Here is an 18,068-nt window from a genome sequence, read left to right as displayed (position 1 = left end):
TAGATGCGTCCTGAAGTCTTCAAGATGATCGACCGGGTCGTCGCCATCGACCCGTCGCTCCAGAAGATCCACTGCCAGGGTATGGTGCCCGAGGAAAGCTCCATCTTCGAGGGGCACTTCCCCGGCTATCCCATCATGCCCGGCGTGCTGCTCATCGAGGCCATGGCCCAGACCACCGGCTGGCTGGTCCTGGCGCGCAACCGCTTCGAGAAGATGCCCTTCCTCGCCACCGTGAAGGAAGCGAAGCTGCGCACCTTCGTGCTGCCCGGGCAGAATCTCGATCTCTACTCGGAAATCCTGCACGAGGGTTCGGGCTTCGTCGTCGCCAAGACGAACGCCACCCTCGAGGGCAAGCCCATCTGCAGCGCCGAACTCACCTTCCGCGTGCTGCCCTGGCCCGAAGGCAAGATGAAGCCGGTGGTGATGAAGGTTGCCGAGTACGTCTCCTTCCCCCTTGCGGATTTTGCCGATGCCTGACGTGACTGAAGGCCGGAGCCGGAACCAGCGCGACGTCTGGATTACCGGCATCGGCCTCGTCTCCTCCCTTGGGGAGGGGCTCGATGCCCACTGGCAGGCGCTCACCGCCGGCTCGCCCCCGGTGACGGACAACACCACCTTCGCTCCCTATGTGGTTCATCCGCTGGTGAAGGTGAATTTCGACAGCCAGATCCCGAAGAAGGGCGACCAGCGGCAGATGGAGCCCTGGCAGCGCATCGGCACCTATGCGGCCGGCCTTGCGCTGGACGCCGCGGGCATCGCCAAGAACGCCGAGATCCTGTCGAACACCGACATGGTGGTCGCGGCCGGCGGCGGCGAGCGCGACTTCCAGGTGGATGCGGCGATCCTGAACGATCTTTCCGCCTCCAACGATGCCGGCCGGCTCCTGAACGAGCGCCTGCTGTCGGACCTGCGGCCGACCCTCTCGCTGGCCCAGCTCTCGAATCTGCTCGCCGGCAACATCTCCATCGTCCACGGCGTCACCGGCTCCTCGCGCACCTTCATGGGCGAGGAAAGCTCGGGCGTTGACGCCGCGCGCATCGCCTATGCGCGCATCGCGGCGGGTCAGAGCGAGATCGGACTCGTGGGCGGCGCCTACAATGCCGAGCGCGAGGACACGCTGCTCCTCAACGATCTCGACGCCTTCTGCATGAAGGGCGCGTTCAGCCCGGCCTTCACCGCTCCCGGCATCGCCTCCGGCTCCATGGGCGCGTTCCTGGTGCTGGAATCGCCTGAGCATGCCAAGGCCCGCGGCGCGACGCCCATCGCCAAGCTGTCGGGCGTCTGGTCGGAGCGCGCCAAGCGCGCCGTGGCCGGGGCCGTGCCCGCCAAGGTGAAGGCGCTTCTCGACAAGGCCGGCACCGCGCCGGGCACCGCCGTCATCTCCGGCGTCACCGGCGCCCGCGATGCGACCCAGGCCGAAGCCGAGGCGCTGACCGCGAGCGGCCTGCCCGTGCGCGCCGTCGCCAACCGCATCGGCCATGGCTTCGAGGCCCAGTTCATCGCCGCCCTCGCCCTCGCGGCGCTGGCGGTGTCCAAGGGCACCCTGTTCCCGCCGCTCGCTGGCGACCCGCTTGAAAAGGCGGCGGACGGCATCTCCCGCGCGATCGTGACCCAGGTGGGCCACTGGCGGGGCGAAGGCGCCGGACTGGTGGAGAAGGCCTGAGGCCACACCTCCCTTCTGGTGCGCCCTTTGGCGCCCCTCTAGGCGTGCGGACAAGGCGGCAGGACGATTGTCCTTTGCGCCGGCTTCGGCGTATTTTCCGGCGCGAGTGCCGGGCCCTCCCACAGCGCGGGTCCCGGCGCGCCCTTCGAGCAGCGCCGGGGCGGGCGCGCTTCAACGACAGGAGCCGCGATCATGACGCAGGCGCATCTCGACAAGTTCGGCCGCCCCATCGTGGTGGTGACGGGTATCGGCGTCGTCACCTCCCTCGGCCAGGGCAAGGAAGACAATTGGCGCCGCCTCACCGCGGGTGAATCCGGCATCCACACCATCACGCGCTTCCCCATCGAGGGCATGCGCACCACCATCGCCGGCACGGTGGACTTCCTGTTCGACGGCCGCGTGGCTGCCCCCAACCTCTCCGAGAAGCTGGCGACCCTCGCCGCCGAGGAAGCCATCGCCGAATCCGGCATCGGCACCCCCGGCGAGTTCCCCGGCCCGCTGTTCGCCGCCGTTCCGCCCGTGGAGCTGGAATGGCCCGAGCGCCAGCAGCTCGCCGAGGCGGTGGGTCATTACCCCATCGTCTATCACGACCTCCTCGGCGCCGCCGCCTCCGGCAAGTTCCGGCCGTGGCACGAGCGCTTCCTGTTCGGCTCGGTGGCGGATCGCCTGGCCGACAAGTTCGGCACCCAGGGCCAGCCCATTTCCCTGTCCACCGCCTGCGCCTCCGGCGCGACCGCCATCCAGCTCGGCGTCGAGGCCATCCGTCGCGGTGAGACCGAGGTGGCGCTGTCGCTGGGCACGGACGGCTCGGTGCATCCCGAGGCGCTGATCCGCTTCTCGCTGCTCTCCGCCCTCACCACGGCCAACGACAAGCCGGAGGAGGCCGCCCGCCCCTTCGCCAAGAACCGTGACGGCTTCGTCATGGCCGAAGGCGCCGCCGCGTTGGTGCTGGAGAGCTACGCCCATGCGGTCGCCCGCGGCGCGAAGATCCTCGGCGTGCTGGAAGGCTGCGGCGAGATGGCGGACAACTTCCACCGCACCCGCTCCAGCCCCGACGGCCGCCCCATCGTCGGCTGCATGAAGAATGCCCTCGCCGATGCCGGCGTGACGCCGGACGACGTGGACTACATCAACGCCCACGGCACCTCGACGCCCGAGAACGACCGCATGGAATATGTGGGCCTCAAGGGCGTGTTCAGCGAGGAGAAGCTGGCGCAGACGCCGATCTCCTCCAACAAGTCCATGATCGGCCACACGCTGACGGCGGCCGGCGCCATCGAGGCGGCGGTGTCGCTGCTGACCATCCAGAATGGCCGCATCCCGCCGACCATCAACTACAACATCCCCGATCCGGCCATTCCGCTGGACGTGGTGCCGAACGTCGCCCGCGACGCCCAGGTGCGGCGGGTGATCTCCAACTCGTTCGGCTTCGGCGGCCAGAACGTCTGCCTCGTGCTGGCGGCAGAGCCGGCGTGAGCGGATCGCGCACCGGGACTGGCCTCAGCCGATGACCGCCCCCATCCTCGTCACCGGCGGCGGCCGCGGGCTTGGCGCTGCCATCGTGCGGCGTCTCGCTGGGGCCAGCTATCCCGTCGTCTTCACCTACCGCTCGGCCGTTGCCGAGGCGGAGGCGCTGATCGCCGACATCCGCGCCACGGCGCCGGACGCCGTCGTCTCCGCCCGGCCCCTCGACCTCGCCGACCGCGCGGCGGTGGAGGCATTTGCCGAGGAGCTGGAAGCCGGGGAGACATTCTTCGGCTTCTGCCACAATGCCGGCGCCTCCTACGACACGCTCGCCGCCATGATCGACCAGGACAAGGCCGAGGCGGTGATGCAGGTGAACCACTTCGCCTTCGTCCGTCTCACCCGCGCGCTGGTGCGGCCGATGACCCGCGCCCGGGCCGGCCGCATCGTCGCCATCGGCTCGGTGGCGGCGCTGCAGGCGAACCAGGGCAATGCCGCCTACGCCGCCTCCAAGGCCGCTCTGCTCGCCCATGTGCGCGGCCTCGCCATCGAGACCGCCCGGCGCGGCGTGACGGTGAACTATGTCGCCCCCGGCTTCATCGATACCGCCATGCTGGAGAAGTTCGCGGACTATCGGGCGAAGATGGAGGCGCAGATCCCCGCCGGCCGCTTCGCCACGCCCGACGACGTGGCGCAGGTGGTGGCCTTCCTCTTCTCCCCCGGCGCGGGCTATATGACCGGCGCCGTTCTGCCGGTGGATGGCGGGCTCTCCGCCTCGCTCGCCGCCCACCGCTGACATCATATTCAGAGAACAACAATGCGTGGCCTCCAGCTCGTCTCCGACCGCAAGCTCGAACTCGTCGATCTCCCCGAGGCGGAAGCCCCGGGCGCCGGAGAGGTGCAGATCCGGGTGAAGGCGCTGGCGCTCAACCATATCGACGTTTGGGGCTGGCGCGGCATGGCCTTCGCCAAGCGCAAGATGCCGCTCGTGGTCGGCGCCGAGGCTGCCGGCGAGATCGTGGCGCTGGGCGCCGACGTGCGCGGGCTCAAGGTCGGCCAGACGGTCGCCATGTATGGCGCCATGACCTGCGGCCACTGCGCCAACTGCCTGAAGAGCCGCGACAATCTCTGCCAGAACGTGGGCGGCGTGCTCGGCTTTCACATCGACGGCTTCGCCCGCGACGTGCTGAACATGCCCGAGCGGCTGGTGATCCCCGCCCCCGATGGCGTCTCCTTCGAGGAAGCGGCCTGCGCCGGCATCACCTTCTCCACCGTCGAGCACATGCTGTTCGACAATGCGAAGCTGGAAAAGGGCGAGACCGTGCTCGTCCATGCCGGCGGCTCGGGCATCGGCTCCGCCGCCATCCGCCTCGCCAAGGATGTGGGCGCCACCGTCATCACCACCGTGGGCGATGACGAGAAGATGGACAAGGCGAAGGCGCTGGGCGCCGACCACGTCATCAACTATCGCAAGGACCGTTTCGAGCACGAGGTCCGCAAGATCACCAAGAAGGTGGGCGTGGACGTGGTGTTCGAGCATGTGGGCGCCGACACTTGGAACGCCTCGCTGCTCTCCATGAAGCCCGGCGCGCGCCTCGTCACCTGCGGCTCCACCTCGGGCGTCTCGGTGCAGATGAACCTGATGCAGCTGTTCCAGCGCCAGTACAAGATCTTCGGCTCGTTCGGCGCCACCATCCGCAACGTGGCCGACGGGCTCGAGAAGATGGGCCGTGGCGTCAAGCCCGTCATCGACACCGTGGTGCCCCTCGAGAACTTCAACGAGGGCCTGGAGCGGCTGGAAAGCCGCAAGGTGTTCGGCAAGATCGTGGTGAAGTTCTGAGGCGGGGGCGGCGCACACAATCGTGGCCCGGCTCCCCCTCCCCGTCCGCAAGGCCATCCACCGGCTGAAGCTGGCGCTCGCGCCCGCCGTCGAGGTGCTGGTCGCGGGCTATGTGCGCTTCTCCGTGTGGTGGCTGCGCCTGTGGCCGCTGTGGCTCTCGGCCGGCGGCATGGCCTTCTGGGCCAAGCTGCTCGGGCCCTTCTTCGCGGTCAGCAAGGTGGCGCGGCGCAATCTCGCCGCCGCCTACCCGGAGAAGAGCCCGGCGGAGATCAACACCCTCGTCCGCGGCATCTGGGCCAATATGGGGCGCCTCGCCGCCGAGTTCGCCCAGCAGGATCGCCTGTGGGACTATGATCCCGCGCATCCGAACGCAGGCCGGATCGAGGTGAAGGGCGCGGAGATCTTCCAGCGCCTGCGCGACGACGGCCGCCCGGCGCTGTTCTTCACCGCCCATACCGGCAATTGGGAATTGTGCGCCATCGCCGGCGCCAAGTTCGACGTGCCCGGCGGCGTTCTCTATCGCGCGCCCAACAACAAGCGCGCCGCCGAACTCATCGAGGAGATGCGCTCCGGCACCATGCCCGGCCTCGTGCGCGCCGGCCGCGATGCGGGACGCCAGATGGCGCGGATGCTCGCCGAGGGGCAGCATCTGGGCATGCTCATCGACCAATACTGGACCGGCGGGCCCGAGGTGATGTTCTTCGGCCGCCCCTGCGCCACCAACCCGACGCTCGCCCGCCTCGCCCGCCAGTTCGATTGCCCGGTGCACGGCATGCGCGTCATCCGCCTGCCCGGCGCCCGCTTCCGGGTGGAGATCACCGAGGAAATCCCCCTCCCCCGCGACGGCGAGGGCAAGATCGAGGTGGTGGGCGCCATGCAGGCGGTCACCTCGGTGATCGAGGGCTGGGTGCGCGAATATCCCGAGCAATGGCTCTGGCTCCACCGCCGGTGGCGGTGAGGGTTTCCACCCCCTCCCCCTTGCCGCGCCCCTGCCAATCCTATAAAGCCCGCGCTTTCCGTTTTCGCGAAGGTACGAGGGATGAGCACGGCTGACGTTGCCGTCATCATGGGCAGCCAGTCCGACTGGGAGACCATGCGCCATGCGGCCGAGACGCTGGATGCGCTCGGGATCGCGCACGACTGCCGCATCGTCTCCGCCCATCGCACGCCGGATCGCATGTATGCCTTCGCCAAAAGCGCGAAGGCGGACGGCTTCAAGGTCATCATCGCCGGGGCCGGCGGCGCGGCCCATCTGCCGGGCATGGTGGCGGCGCTGACGCCCCTGCCGGTGTTCGGCGTGCCGGTGCAATCCAAGGCACTCTCCGGCCTCGACAGCCTCTATTCCATCGTGCAGATGCCGGCGGGAATCCCGGTGGGCACGCTGGCCATCGGCGTCGCAGGTGCCACCAACGCCGCCCTGCTAGCGGCTGCCGTGCTGGCCATCTCCGATCCCGCCCTCGCCGAACGGCTCGACGCCTGGCGCGCCGCGCGCACCGATGCGGTGGCGGAACGGCCCGTCTGACCATGCTTCGTCCCGGCAGCGTCATCGGCATCCTCGGCGGCGGCCAGCTCGGCCGCATGATCGCGCTTGCGGCCGCGGAACTCGGCCTCAAGGCGCATGTGCTCTGCCCCGACAAGGACAGCCCCGCCTTCCATGTGAGCGCCGCGCATGTCTGCGCCGCCTATGACGATTTCGACGCGCTGGAGACGTTCGCCGCCGGCGTCGACGTGGTGACCTACGAGTTCGAGAACGTGCCGCTGGCCACCGCCGAGTTCCTCGCCGCGCGGGTGCCACTGCGGCCCGGCGCCAAGGCGCTCGCCATCACCCAGGACCGGCTCGCCGAGAAGAGCTTCGTGCGCGACCTCGGCATCGAGACCGCGCCTTTCGCCCCGGTGGACAGCCTCGCCGATCTCGAAGCCGCGGTCGCGCAGCTCGGCCTGCCCGCAGTGCTGAAGACCCGCCGCTTCGGCTATGACGGCAAGGGGCAGGTGATGATCCGCCCCGGCGAGGACCTCACCGCCGCGTGGCACGCCCTCGGGCGCCAGAGCGCCATCCTCGAAGGCTTCGTGAGCTTCGTGCGCGAGGTGTCCGTGGTGGCCGCGCGACGCGGCGACGGCGCCTTCTGCGCCTATGACGTGACCGAGAACGTCCATCGCGAGCACATCCTGCACACCTCCACGGTCCCCGCGACCCTCACCGCCGATGCGGCCCGGAAGGCACGCGCCATCGCGCGGGACATCGGCGATGCGCTCGAATATGAGGGCGTGTTCGCGGTTGAGCTGTTCGTGGTCTGCCAGGGCTCGAACGAGCGGGTGATCGTCAACGAGATCGCCCCGCGCGTGCACAATAGCGGGCACTGGACCCAGGACGGCGCCGTCACCTCCCAGTTCGAGCAGCATGTGCGGGCCATCGCCGGCTGGCCGCTCGGCGAGGTCTCCCGTCTCGGCCGGGCGCAGATGACCAACCTCATCGGCGCAGACGTGCATGACTGGCACGCTTTGCTCGCAGAGCCGGGCACACACCTGCACCTCTACGGGAAGGAGGAAGCCCGCGCTGGCCGCAAGATGGGCCATGTTGTGCGGGTTTCGCGCGACCCCGAAGCCTGCGCCAACATACCGGATGGCGAAGGCTGCTGACTTGTGAGCCGGCTCTTCCGCTAGGGACTGAGACGAATCGCCCTGATGACGCGTCGCAGCATTTGACGCATGACTCTGCTGTCCGCGGCGGTTTTCTTGTACCGCCGAAGCCATGACCCGAATTTGTGGTGGCAGATGTCTTTGTCCGACGATCGCATCAAGGACCGCTTCTCCGAATGGCTGCGCGACCTCGCCCGGCACATGGCCCGGTCCGGCCGCTATTGCAGCTGGCGGGTGATCCAGATCGAGCTGCGCTTCATGCAGGGCATCCGCGAGGCCGCCACCTGCTTTTCCGACCCCAGCATCCGCAACGAGCTGGACGGTCTGTGCCGCGAGGCGCAGAAGCGGGGCGGCCCGATCTTCATGTCGCCCGCCCGCAGCGAATCCGGCCTGCCGGCCCCTGGCTGCTGAGGCCTGGAGCTCCCCCCGCCAGGCCAAACCGGCCCGCGGGAAAGTGAGCCGGCGCAAGGCGCCGCCTCCCCTTTCCGCCGCTTCAAGGCGTGTGGACAAGCTGCACCTCTTCTGGTAAGAGAGCGCTTCCTTCGGACAGGTCGAGGACAGGCGCACGCGCCATCTTCTGCGGTCCGGCGTTTCAGATCAGGTAAGGCTCCGGCTCGGCGCAACAGCTCGAAGAGGTAAACACGTGCAAGTTCTCGTCCGCGATAACAATGTCGATCAGGCCCTCAAGGCGCTCAAGAAGAAGATGCAGCGCGAGGGGATCTTCCGCGAGATGAAGCTGCGTGGCCACTACGAGAAGCCGTCCGAGAAGCGCGCCCGCGAGGAGGCCGAGGCCATCCGCCGCGCCCGCAAGCTGGCCCGTAAGCGCGCCCAGCGCGAAGGCCTGATCCCGTCCAAGCCGCGCCCCACCCGCTGAGACGCTGAGGTCGCTGAGGTCCGCAACGCCGGGCATTCGAGCTGACCGTCGAAAGCGTCCCCTCAGTCGGTTTCAAGATTTTGCATCCGCGCGACCTCCGTCGCGCGGATTTGCTTTTGTGGCGGCAGTACCTTTTTTCGTGGACCGCTTGCCGCCGCGCTCCCGCCTGTCGCGCGCCTGTCTCCAAAGCCGTGGGAAGAGAAAGTGTTGTTCCCTCAGATTGCGGTGCAATCCGAGCGACGCCTGCTCTAGACTGAAGTTGCGCCGGCATGCCGGGCCTTGATCCGGCTGCGGGTCGGCCGGTCGGCGCAGGGGGCGCAAGGCCTCCGATGAGGGAGAAAGGCCGAATGGTCGCGCGCGTGGTCACTGTCGAGCCCTTCGATATCGTCGTCTTCGGCGCCACCGGCGATCTCGCCCGTCGCAAACTCCTTCCAGCGCTGTTCGAGCGCGACCTCGCCGGCCAGATGCCGGACGACGCGCGCATCATCGGCACCTCCCGCCGCCCCCTGCCCGACGAAGACTTCCGCGCCTTCGCCCGCGATGCGCTCGGCGTTGCGGATGGCGTCGAGGATGTGGATCAGGCGGTGCTGGCCCGCTTCCTCAACCGGCTGACCTATGTGGCGGTGGACGCCCTCTCCGACGAGGGCTGGCCCGATCTCGCCGCCACGCTGAAGATCGGAGAGGATCGCGTCCGCGTCTTCTATCTGGCCGTGGGACCGGACCTGTTCGATCCCATCTGCGCGCGCATCGGCGCCTTCGGTCTGGTCACCGACCTGTCCCGCGTGGTGGTGGAAAAGCCGGTGGGCAAGGACCTCGCCTCCGCCCAGAAGGTGAATGCGGCGGTCGGGCGCGTCTTCCGCGAGGAGGCGGTGTTCCGCATCGACCACTATCTCGGCAAGGAGACGGTGCAAAACCTGATGGCGCTCAGGTTCGCCAACGCTTTGTTCGAGCCGGTGTGGAACAACGCGCACATCGACCATGTGCAGATCACCGTGGCCGAGAGCATCGGCACCGCCGGCCGCGCCGGCTATTACGACACCGCCGGCGCGCTGCGCGACATGGTGCAGAACCATATCCTCCAGCTCCTCTGCCTCGTCGCCATGGAGCCGCCCGTCTCGCTCGACGCGGACGCGGTGCGCGACGAGAAGCTGAAGGTGCTCAAGGCGCTGGAGCCCATCAACGAGAGCAATTTCGCGCAGATGACGGTGCGCGGCCAGTATCGCGCCGGCGCCTCGGCCGGCGGGGCGGTCCCCGGCTATCTGGAAGAGCTCGGCTCCGGCGAGAGCAGCACCGAGACCTTCGTCGCCATCAAGGCGGAGATCGGCAACTGGCGCTGGTCCGGCGTGCCGTTCTACCTGCGCACGGGCAAGCGCCTCGCCTCGCGCGTGTCCGAGATCGTGGTGGCGTTCCGGCCCATCCCCCATTCGGTGTTCGACGACCATGCCGGCCCCATCATGCCGAACCGTCTCGTCATCCGCCTGCAGCCGGACGAGGGCGTGAAGCTGTGGCTGATGATCAAGGATCCCGGCCCCGGCGGCATGCGCCTGCAGCATGTGCCGCTCGACATGAGCTTCGCCTCCGTCTTCGGCGTGCGGAACCCGGACGCCTACGAGCGGCTTATCATGGACGTGGTGCGCGGCAACCAGACCTTGTTCATGCGTCGCGACGAGGTGGAAGCCGCCTGGCGCTGGGTGGATCCCATCCTCGACGCATGGCGGGCCTCGCGTGACCAGCCCAAGCCCTACACGGCCGGGACATGGGGGCCTTCCGCCGCCATCGCCCTGATCGAACGGGACGGGCGCACCTGGACCGATGACGCCTGAGGCCTCCCGTGACCCCGCCGACCACACCCATCGCCCTCAATGTCTATGACGATTCGGCCGGCCTCGCCCGGGCGCTGGCCGCCCATGTGGCCGAGGCCCTGCGCCGCCGCATCGCCCGCGATGGCACGGCGAGCCTCGCCGTCTCGGGCGGGCGCACCCCGCTCGCCTTCTTCGAAACCCTCTCCGGCGCTCCGATCGACTGGTCCCGGGTGGCGGTGACGCTCGTGGACGAGCGCTGGGTGCCGGAGACATCGGACCGCTCCAACGCCGCTCTAGTGCGACACCACCTGCTGAAGGGGCCGGCGGCCGCAGCCCGCTTCGTGCCGCTCTATACCGGCGCGGCGACGCCGGAGGACGGACTTGCGGAGGCCGTCGGGCGGGTCGCCGCCCTTCCCTCCCCCTTCGCAGCCGTGGTGCTCGGCATGGGGGACGACGGGCATACCGCCTCCTTCTTCCCCGGCGCCGAGACGCTTGCCGCAGCCATCGATGCCGCGACGCCCGAAATTCTCGCCGCCGTACGCGCGGATGCGGCGGGCGAGCCGCGCATCACCTTCACCCTGCCCCGGCTGGTTTCGGCCGACACGCTGGTGCTGCACATCGAGGGCATGACCAAGCGCGCGGTGCTGGAGCGTGCCTGCGCTGGCGGCCCTGTCGAAGAGTTGCCCATCCGCTCCGTCCTGAGGGCGCGTGCGCCCCTCGACGTGATGTGGTGCCCCTGAACAAGAGGTCCGAGCCATGACTGAAGCCCAGCCGAGCGCGACCGACGCCGCCTTCGACGCCCTCGACGCCGCCTGGAAAGGCCGGACCGGGCGCATCGCCGACCTGTTCGCCGCCTCCGACCGCTTCGAGCGCTTCTCCACCAGCTATGGTGACCTGCTGCTCGATTTCTCCAAGACCGCGATCACCGATGAGACCCTGGCGCAGCTGCTGGATCTCGCCCGGGCCGCGGGCGTGGAACAGCTGCGGGACGCCATGTTCGCTGGCGACCACATCAATCTCACCGAGGACCGGGCGGTGCTGCACACGGCGCTGCGCAACCGCGCGGACGAGAGCATTCCCGTCGACGGCATCGACGTGAAGACCGGCGTGGACGAGACCCTGCGCAACCTCACCGCCTTCGCCCATGCGGTGCGCGAGGGGCGCATCGCCGGTGCGCGCGGCAACGCCTTCACCGACGTGGTGAATATCGGCATCGGCGGCTCGGATCTCGGCCCGGCCATGGTGACCGGGGCTCTCGCGCCCTATCATGACGGGCCGCGCTGCCACTTCGTCTCCAACGTGGATGGCGCCCACATCACCGATACGATCAAGGGGCTTAATCCGGCGACGACGCTGTTCATCGTCGCCTCCAAGACCTTCACCACCGTCGAGACCATGTGCAATGCGGGAACGGCCCGCGCCTTCATCGCGGATGCGCTGGGCGAGGCGGCTGTGGGTGACCATTTCGCCGCGGTCTCCACGGCGCTTGATCGGGTAGAGGCGTTCGGCATCTCGCGCGAGCGGACTTTCGGATTCTGGGACTGGGTGGGCGGCCGCTATTCGGTGTGGTCGGCCATCGGCCTGCCGGTGATGATCGCCGTGGGGCCGGACCGCTTCGGCGAGTTCCTCGCCGGCGCCGCCGCCATGGACGAGCATTTCCGCTCCGCGCCGCTGGACCAGAACATGCCGGTGCTGCTGGGTCTCGTCGGGATCTGGCACCGCAATGTCTGCGGCTATCCCAGCCGCGCGATCATCCCCTACGACCAGCGCCTCGCGCGCCTGCCGGCCTATCTCCAGCAGCTCGACATGGAGAGCAACGGCAAGAGCGTGACGCGCGACGGCCGGCCGGCCGCGCGCGGTACCGGGCCTATCGTCTGGGGAGAGCCGGGCACCAATGCCCAGCACGCCTTCTTCCAGCTGCTCCACCAGGGCACCGACACCGTGCCGGTGGAATTCCTCATTGCCGCGCAGGGCCACGAGCCGAACCTGAAGAACCACCAGAACCTTCTGGTGGCCAACTGCCTCGCCCAGGCGGAAGCGCTGATGCGCGGCCGCACCCTGGAGGAGGCCGCGGCCCAGCTCGTCCAGAAGGGATTTTCAGCCGAGCAGGTCGCCACGATCGCCCCCCATCGCGTCTTCCCCGGAGACCGCCCCTCGATCACCATCGCCTATGCGGAGCTCGACCCCTTCTCCCTCGGCCGCATCATCGCGCTCTATGAGCATCGGGTGTTCGTCGAGGCGGCCGTGTGGGGCATCAACGCCTTCGACCAGTGGGGCGTGGAGCTGGGGAAGGAGCTGGCGACTCAGTTCCTCCCCGCCGTGCAGGGCGGCGCCCTCCCCCCCGGCGCATCCGGGTCGACAGCCGGCCTCCTGGCCTATCTCGGCGGGCTGGCCCAAGCCTGAAGTGATTGATTCCAGAGGAGGCGTGCCTGCGCGCTTGTGCGCGCTTGCGGGCGGCGAGGGGCAATGCTGCTATGCAGCATTGCGGGTCCGCCTCTGCGTATTTTGTATACCACGAGATTGGACAAGCGCGGTACAAGGTGACTGTACCGGGACGCGGATGCGTCGGGCGACTTGGATCGAGCCCGGCGAAACGCGCCGCATCCCTTCGGCATCATGCCGGGAGAGAGTTATGAACGCGCTTGAGCTTACGGCCTTCGGCCTTTTCGGGATCGTCCTCACCTTCGCCGCCAACGGCCTTACGGCGCAGAAGCCGTACATGACGGTTGCCGGCGGCCCCGGCATTCCGATCGAGGATGTCCTGCTGCAGACGCCCGAGCCCCGCTTTGCCCGCGTTACCCCCTCGACCGATACGAAGGGCACGGCCTCGAACCTCGTCATGGTCCATGCCGGCCCCTTCGCCGCGCCCGTGTCGCGCGGCAACTGACCAACAAAAAAGAAGGGAGCGGCAAGCCGCTCCCTCAGTTGGGCCCGGGGTAGGTGGGCCGAAAGTTTGAGGCAGAGCCTCAGCCAGTGACCTTCGCGCTCGCAGGCTCGGCAGCAGCCTGAGCAGCGGCGCCGGCGACGAAGCGGGTGCGCATCGGCTTCAGCACGAAGATGGCCATGAGAGCGGCGATCGCGTTGACCGCGGCGGTGATCATGAACACCAGGTCCCAGTTGCCGAGGCTGGCCACAGCCACCGAGGCCATCGGCACCACCAGCGAGGCCGTTCCTTTGGCGGTGTAGAGAAGGCCGGCATTGGTGGTGGCGAACTTGCCGCCGAAGGTGTCGCCGCAGGTGGCGGGGAAGAGCGAGTAGATCTCACCCCAGGCGAAGAACACGAGGCCGGTCAGCAGCACGAACAGCACCGGGTTGGAGCCGAAGTGCGCCAGGGCAAGCACGCCCACCGCTTCGAGGCCGAAGGCGATGAACATGGTGTTCTCACGGCCGATATTGTCCGACACCCAGCCGAAGAAGGGGCGGGTGAGGCCGTTCAGCACGCGGTCGATGGACAGGGCGAAGGTCAGCGCCGGCATGGTCAGGCCGAGGATGGAGACCGGCACGTCGGCGATCTTGAAGTCCTTGGCGATGGAGCCGAGCTGCGCGGTCGCCATCAGGCCACCGGCCGCCACCAGCACGAACATGAGGTACATGACCCAGAACACCGGGGCCTTCACCATCTCGCCCGGGCCGTAATTGCGGCGACTCTGGGTTGCGGACGCCTTGACCACGGGAAGCTGGCCTTCCTTCGGCGCCTGGAGCAGCAGCGAAAGGGCCACCACGACGGCGCCCTGGAGCAGACCGAAGAACAGGAAGGTGTGCTCGTAGCCCTGCGACTTGATCATGGCCGCGATGGGCACGATCGTCAGGGCGGAGCCGGCGCCGAAACCGGCGGCCGTGATGCCGGCGGCGAGACCGCGGCGATCCGGGAACCACTTCAGCGCGGAGCCGACGCAGGTACCATAGACCGCGCCCGCACCCGTGCCGCCCAGGGCCGCCGAGACATAGAGCATGGCGAGGCTATCGGCCCGCGAATTCAGGAACCAGGACAGGGCGCACAGGATACCGCCGATGAACACGACGATCCGCGGGCCGAACTTGTCCACGAACCAGCCCTCGACCGGCACCAGCCAGGTCTCGAACAGCACGAAGATGGTGAAGGCCACCTGGATGGAGGCGCGGCCCCACTGATGCTTTTCGTTCATGGGCTCGACGAACAGCGTCCACCCATATTGAAGATTGGCGATCATCGACATGCAGACCACGCCGATGAGCAGTTGCAGCCAACGCCCTCCAATCGGGCCGCCGACAGGCGCTGCGGAGTTCTGAGCCATTTCCTTCCCTTTCTCACTGGGGATCATCGAATGCGATGAACGGCCCGTGACGGTCGCCATTCTTGTTCGGGCCGTTCATCGACCCGTTCGCGAACCGAGGCGGAAGGTGCACACAGAATCTGGTATACAGAATGCCGTTACGGCTATGTAACTGTTACTTTCCGCTGTAATTCGGGGTTTCGAGGGCCGGTTCGGCAGCCACCGACCAGATGCGGACCGTGAAGAGAGGGCACAGCCCAAGTCTCACTTCCCGATGTCGGAAACCACACATAGACCACGCCAACTAAATAAGCTTTTTGTCTACTTCAGATACATAAACAAACACCGAATCATTACGCACTTCTACATCACCATCACGAGCGCACCAAGCCCCGTCATTCCAGGCCGCGCTGCTCGGCCCGGACCGGGTTCGCGGATCACCGGCACCCTCTCGGCCCTGCTTTCCTGAGCCTCAAACGAAAAAAGCCCCGGCCGAAGCCGGGGCTTGAGGGACCGCCAGATGGCGGTGGAGGGACTCGTTGGCGCGCGAGCGGGCCGCGCGGATTGAAATCTGGCGTATTCGGGTGGGACCTCCCCCTTTCCCGCACACCGGTGCCGCCATGGCGGCGCGTAACCTAGGTTAGTCCGGGCAGCTTTCACCGCCCGGATCCAAGCTTCAGGCCGTGGCCTGGCGCGTGGCCGCGGCAGACGCGGCCGCCTCGGCATTGAGCCGGTGATGGCGGGCGAGCATGGGCCGCAGGACGAAGAGCGCGGCGAAGGCGGCGGTGAGGTCCATGGCGGCGACGGTGTAGAGCACGGTCGTCCAGGTCCCGGTCGCCTCCATCAGCAGGTTGGCAAGCGGCACCAGAAGGGCGGCAAAGCCCTTGGCGGTGTAGAGCATGCCGTAGATCTTGCCGATGTGCTTGGAGCCGAAGGTATCCGCGGCCGTCGCCGAGAACAGGGAGTAGACCTCACCCCAGGCGAGGAAGACGACGCCGGAGAGGATGATGAACGCCCAGGGATTGGTTCCGAACGTGCCGAGGGCGACGATGCCGATACCTTCCAGGGCGAAGGCAAAGAACATGGTCTTCTCACGGCCGATATGGTCCGAGATCCAGCCGAAGAAGGGACGCGAGAAGCCGTTCAGGATGCGGTCCAGCATCAGCGCGAAGGGCAGCGCGGCCATGGCGAAGAAGTACAGGTCGACGTTGATGTGCTTCACGCCGAGGTCCTCGGCGATCACGCCCAGCTGCGCCACCGCCATCAGGCCGCCGGAGACGGTGAGGACGAACATGGTCAGCATCACGTAGAATACCGGGGTGCGCAGCGCTTCACCGAGGGTGTAGTCCCGGCGGGACTGGGCCACCGTCGAGGAGAAGATCACCTCGGTCTTGGACGGCGCGCGCAGGAAACCGGCGGCGAGCATGATCACCGCGCCCTGAACCAGGCCGAAGGTGAAGAAGGTCTCCTGATAGCCGCTCGACTTGATCATCGCGGCGATGGGCAGGATGGTCAGCACGGTGCCGGAACCGTAGCCGGCGGCGGTGATGCCGACCGCGAGACCGCGACGATCCGGGAACCACTTCAGCGCGGCGTTCACGCAGGTGGCGTAGACGCAGCCGACGCCGATGCCACCGAGAGCCGCAGCCACATAGAGGGCGGTCAGCGAACCGGCGTAGGAGTTCATCACCCAGCTGAGGCCGGTGAAGAAGCCGCCGACCAGCACCATCGCGCGCGGGCCGTATTTGTCGATGAAGTAGCCCTCGATGGGCGTGAGCCAGGTCTGCACCACGACGAACACGGTGAAGGCCACCTGGACGGACGCGCGGGTCCAGCCATGCGTCGAAACGATCTCGGGGACGAACAGCGTCCACGAATACTGGATGTTTGCTGCCGCCACCATGCAGACGACGCCGGCGACCAACTGGAGCCAGCGATTTGTCGCTGGCGCCTTTACTGCCATTTCGCTCATTATTCCTACCCCTTAGACCATTTTTATATTTTTGATCTGATTGACCGCCCCACCCTCTTTTTGTCCCTCGTGGCGCGGCGTTTCGTTTTTCGGACGGGTCGTTCCCTCCCCGTCAGACGGCACCGGCGGCACGCATGCCGGCGATCTCTTCGGCCGAGAAGCCCACGCTCGCGAGGACCTCGTCAGTATGCTCGCCGAGGAGCGGCGCGCGCTCCACCGGCACGTGATTGGCGGACAGGCTGATGGGCGAGCCGACCGTCACATAGGTACCGCGCTCGGGGTGCGGCACCTCCACGAGGAAGCCGCGGTCGTAGAGCGCGCGGTCTTCCATGATGTCCTTGGTGGAGAGCACCGGCCCGCAGGGCACGTCGATGGCGTTGAGCGCCTCCATCACCTCGAACTTGGTGCGGCGGGCGGTCCAGCGCTCGATGATCTCGAAGCACTGGTCCAGCCGCTGGGCGCGGGCCTCGTGGGAGGCGAACTTGGGATCGTCGATCAGGTCCTTGCGGCCCACGAGCCGCATCAGCGGCGCCCAGCCCTGAGGCTGGATGATGACGTAGCAATAATCGTTCTCGCCGCCGGGCGCGCACCGCAGCGCCGCACCGGGCTGGCCGCCGCCGGAGCAGTTGCCGGCCCGCGGCACGCATTCGCCCGTGGGCGCGCCGGGATATTCGGCGAGCGGGCCTGCATCGAGGCGCTGCTGGTCGCGCAGCTTCACCCGGAGCAGGTTGACCACGCAGTCCTGCATGGCCACGTCCACCTTCTGGCCCTCGCCCGTCACCGTGCGCTGGAACAGCGCGGCAAGGATGCCGGCGACGCAATGGATGCCGGTGCCGGTGTCGCCGATCTGGGCGCTGGAGGCCGTCGGCGGGCCGGAACGCCAGCCGGTCGTGCTCATGGCGCCGCCCATGGCCTGGGCGATGGTCTCGTAGGCCTTGGCGTCGACACCCGAGGCTTCGGCGAAACCGCGGATGGAGGCATAGATCAGCCGCGGATTGCGGGTGCGGACCTGATCGTAGCCGAAGCCCTGGCGATCGAGCACGCCGGGGCCGAAATTCTCGACCAGCACGTCGCAGGTTTCCACGAGGCGGTTCAATGCCTCCTGGCCGGCGGGGGTCTTGATGTTGAGGGTTACGCTCTTCTTGTTTGCGTTGAGCATGGTGAAATAGAGACTGTCCACGTTGGACTTGTCCCTGAGCTGCGAACGGGTGATGTCCCCGCGCCGCGGCATTTCCACCTTGATGACATCCGCGCCCAGCCACGCAAGAAGTTGCGTCGCCGAAGGGCCGGACTGAACGTGCGTCATGTCCAGGACGCGCACGCCGTCAAGCGCCTTGCCCATGCACCCACTCCCGGAATTTCCTGCCCTGTTCCTTTGGTGCCGGTCTGCGCCAGCTTGGATGCGCCCTCGGAGATACGATCGGAGGAACCCACCCTCTGGCATTTCAAGTTTTGAATTACGTATGCCAGATACAGAACTGTAACACTGCGTTCGGCCGTTCGCAAACGGGTTTTGAGTCATTCTTAGACGAAAGTCGGAAAAAACCTCGGGGCCGCAGCGGG

The 18,068-nt window shown here is 67.6% G+C and carries 17 protein-coding genes; 14 read left to right on the top strand and 3 right to left on the bottom strand.

Translation table 11 applies throughout. The annotated features are described in order from the left end of the window. Positions 1-3: 3 nt before the first annotated feature. The 14 genes from D7006_RS07705 (at position 4) to D7006_RS07640 (ending at position 13,167) form a co-directional block, all read left to right on the top strand. Positions 4-477 carry a 3-hydroxyacyl-ACP dehydratase FabZ family protein gene (locus D7006_RS07705; RefSeq protein WP_169122353.1) on the top strand — a complete coding sequence of 158 codons (474 nt, stop codon included), beginning with the start codon at positions 4-6 and terminating at the stop codon, positions 475-477. Further along, positions 470-1,663 (top strand): beta-ketoacyl-ACP synthase, encoded by a 1,194-nt coding sequence (locus tag D7006_RS07700; RefSeq protein ID WP_237356170.1) that lies wholly within the window; start codon positions 470-472, stop codon positions 1,661-1,663. The genes D7006_RS07705 and D7006_RS07700 overlap by 8 nt, the downstream gene beginning before the upstream one ends. Positions 1,664-1,855: 192 nt before the next feature. After that, positions 1,856-3,139 (top strand): beta-ketoacyl-ACP synthase, encoded by a 1,284-nt coding sequence (locus D7006_RS07695; RefSeq protein WP_229645656.1) that lies wholly within the window; start codon positions 1,856-1,858, stop codon positions 3,137-3,139. Between the two features lie 31 nt (positions 3,140-3,170). Then, complete coding sequence (locus D7006_RS07690) at positions 3,171-3,923, top strand: SDR family NAD(P)-dependent oxidoreductase (protein ID WP_237356169.1); 753 nt, start codon at positions 3,171-3,173, stop codon at positions 3,921-3,923. Positions 3,924-3,944: 21 nt separating this feature from the next. Further along, positions 3,945-4,967 carry a zinc-binding dehydrogenase gene (locus D7006_RS07685; protein WP_237356168.1) on the top strand — a complete coding sequence of 341 codons (1,023 nt, stop codon included), beginning with the start codon at positions 3,945-3,947 and terminating at the stop codon, positions 4,965-4,967. A gap of 22 nt (positions 4,968-4,989) precedes the next feature. Next, positions 4,990-5,925, top strand: a complete 936-nt coding sequence (locus D7006_RS07680) for a lipid A biosynthesis lauroyl acyltransferase (RefSeq protein WP_237356167.1) — start codon at positions 4,990-4,992, stop codon at positions 5,923-5,925. An 81-nt stretch (positions 5,926-6,006) separates the two neighbouring features. Beyond that, on the top strand, positions 6,007-6,489 hold the full coding sequence (gene purE / locus D7006_RS07675; protein WP_237356166.1) for a 5-(carboxyamino)imidazole ribonucleotide mutase: 483 nt from the start codon (positions 6,007-6,009) through the stop codon (positions 6,487-6,489). Positions 6,490-6,491: 2 nt separating this feature from the next. After that, positions 6,492-7,604 carry a 5-(carboxyamino)imidazole ribonucleotide synthase gene (locus tag D7006_RS07670; protein ID WP_237356165.1) on the top strand — a complete coding sequence of 371 codons (1,113 nt, stop codon included), beginning with the start codon at positions 6,492-6,494 and terminating at the stop codon, positions 7,602-7,604. Positions 7,605-7,739: 135 nt separating this feature from the next. Further along, on the top strand, positions 7,740-8,015 hold the full coding sequence (locus D7006_RS07665; RefSeq protein WP_237356164.1) for a hypothetical protein: 276 nt from the start codon (positions 7,740-7,742) through the stop codon (positions 8,013-8,015). Between the two features lie 232 nt (positions 8,016-8,247). Continuing rightward, entirely contained in the window at positions 8,248-8,478 is a 231-nt protein-coding gene (gene rpsU, locus D7006_RS07660; RefSeq protein WP_012113273.1) for a 30S ribosomal protein S21, read from the top strand. A gap of 347 nt (positions 8,479-8,825) precedes the next feature. Continuing rightward, a complete protein-coding gene (zwf, locus tag D7006_RS07655; RefSeq protein ID WP_237356163.1) occupies positions 8,826-10,301 on the top strand; it encodes a glucose-6-phosphate dehydrogenase in 1,476 nt (491 codons plus the stop codon). Between the two features lie 8 nt (positions 10,302-10,309). Next, positions 10,310-11,020 (top strand): 6-phosphogluconolactonase, encoded by a 711-nt coding sequence (pgl, locus tag D7006_RS07650; protein WP_237356162.1) that lies wholly within the window; start codon positions 10,310-10,312, stop codon positions 11,018-11,020. Between the two features lie 16 nt (positions 11,021-11,036). Continuing rightward, positions 11,037-12,683, top strand: coding sequence for a glucose-6-phosphate isomerase (pgi, locus tag D7006_RS07645; RefSeq protein WP_237356161.1), 1,647 nt, complete (start codon positions 11,037-11,039; stop codon positions 12,681-12,683). A 229-nt stretch (positions 12,684-12,912) separates the two neighbouring features. Then, a complete protein-coding gene (locus D7006_RS07640) occupies positions 12,913-13,167 on the top strand; it encodes a hypothetical protein (RefSeq protein WP_169122363.1) in 255 nt (84 codons plus the stop codon). 79 nt (positions 13,168-13,246) lie between these two features. On the opposite strand, the gene oxlT (D7006_RS07635) is transcribed toward D7006_RS07640, so the two are convergent. From oxlT (D7006_RS07635) to frc, 3 genes are all read right to left on the bottom strand, one after another. Beyond that, complete coding sequence (gene oxlT, locus D7006_RS07635; protein WP_169122364.1) at positions 13,247-14,554, bottom strand: oxalate/formate MFS antiporter; 1,308 nt, start codon at positions 14,552-14,554, stop codon at positions 13,247-13,249. A gap of 655 nt (positions 14,555-15,209) precedes the next feature. Continuing rightward, on the bottom strand, positions 15,210-16,436 hold the full coding sequence (oxlT, locus tag D7006_RS07630) for an oxalate/formate MFS antiporter (protein WP_237356875.1): 1,227 nt from the start codon (positions 16,434-16,436) through the stop codon (positions 15,210-15,212). A gap of 181 nt (positions 16,437-16,617) precedes the next feature. Beyond that, positions 16,618-17,847, bottom strand: a complete 1,230-nt coding sequence (gene frc / locus D7006_RS07625; RefSeq protein WP_237356160.1) for a formyl-CoA transferase — start codon at positions 17,845-17,847, stop codon at positions 16,618-16,620. Positions 17,848-18,068: the final 221 nt, after the last annotated feature.

The sequence above is a fragment of the Xanthobacter sp. YC-JY1 genome, from assembly GCF_021730305.1.
GTDB classification, from domain to species: domain Bacteria; phylum Pseudomonadota; class Alphaproteobacteria; order Rhizobiales; family Xanthobacteraceae; genus Xanthobacter; species Xanthobacter flavus.
The sequence above is the reverse complement of the archived record's forward strand: the minus strand, read 5'-3'. Positions and strand labels throughout refer to the sequence as shown.